The organism is Microbacterium sp. Bi128 (assembly GCF_918698205.1).
In genome coordinates this window covers 1-1,222 of the sequence record NZ_CAKKMM010001476.1, presented here as the reverse complement: position 1 = coordinate 1,222, position 1,222 = coordinate 1, and the positions used below count along the sequence as shown (strand labels likewise).

At 68.2% G+C, this 1,222-nt stretch carries 1 protein-coding gene; it reads right to left on the bottom strand.

Annotated features, from left to right (window positions below; genetic code table 11):
- The coding region (locus tag LQV45_RS33805; RefSeq protein WP_230012182.1) for a glycosyltransferase at positions 1-1,155 on the bottom strand (1,155 nt) is incomplete at its 3' end.
- Positions 1,156-1,222 lie beyond the last annotated feature (67 nt).

Genomic DNA, 1,222 nt, shown 5'->3' with positions numbered 1-1,222 from the left:
TTCGCGGCGCGCGTCGGCGGCGTCCCCGGGCTGGTCGAGGAATGCCCCGCCCACGGCATTGGGAGCGATGACGATCTTCCCGCCCGGAATGCCCGCGGCCACAATATTGGCTTTCATGGCATGGCCCAGCGTCACCACCAAATCGGCGTCGCGCATGACTTCGGTTTCCCGGGCCTGGAATTGCGCGTACTTTTCGCTGTCCCGTGCCGCAGGCCCCCGCGTGGCGGCCCACGTGTCTGCCAGCTGGCCGCGGACCTCGTACACCCACGGGATGCCCAGGGCATCGGCCACGGCCCGGACCACCAATCCATTGACGAAGTGTGTGGTGGTGTGCAGGACACTCGGCCTGAATTGCAGGGCCACCCGCAGTAATTCCTCGGCCTGTTGCTGCAGACGCGCGTCCATGGTGCGGGCCAGCCGCGACGGGAGGAGGCGCCGGTAACGGACGCCATCCACCACGTCGGTGGCCCGCGCCAGGAATTTGCCGACCTGAACGGGGTACCCGAGCCGCGTGACCGCCAGAACGCCCCAGCCCGCTTCCCGCTGGGCCACCATGATGGAGTGGGATCTCTGGGCGTAGCCGCTGGCGGTGTGGGGCAGTGAATTGGTGAGCAAATGCAGGACCCGGCCGGGAACCGGTTCGAAGTCCTGCCGACGGAGCACCGGGGCTGCGCCGGCGTAGACCGCCGCCTCACCGGCGAGTCGTGCCTGCTGCCGCCGTCCTGCAGCGCCGGAGCCGTCGAGGGCCTTGACGGCCCCGCTGAGGTCCCCGTCATGCCACAATCTGCGGGCCCGCGCAGACTTCAGGCCGCGAGCATTCCCTGCCTTGGCCAATAAGTCGTCCGATATCTCCAGCAGGCCGGCGGACAGGGCACTGTCCGCCAGGCGCCGGGCCGGTTCCCCCTGGGTGGGGCCATCCGCGGCCAGTTCGAGGCGGCGCTTGGCATCGGCGTCGTTTCCGTTGCTGAGCGCGGCGAGGATGACGGGAGCCGCCACCGAGTTCCTCGGAAAGATGGCGGTGACAACCCGGCCGAAAGGGCGCACGACGGCGGGCAGACGGCGGGCAGCTTGCAGGTACAGGAGAGCCGGGTCATCAACCAGGTGTTGGCTGATGACACTCGCGGCGAGCCGCGCATTCTTGAGGAGCTGGATCATTTGCTGGGAACGTCCGCCAGAAGCTCGGAGATGAGTTGCATGTAGCGGCTGGCGAGGTGTCCATATT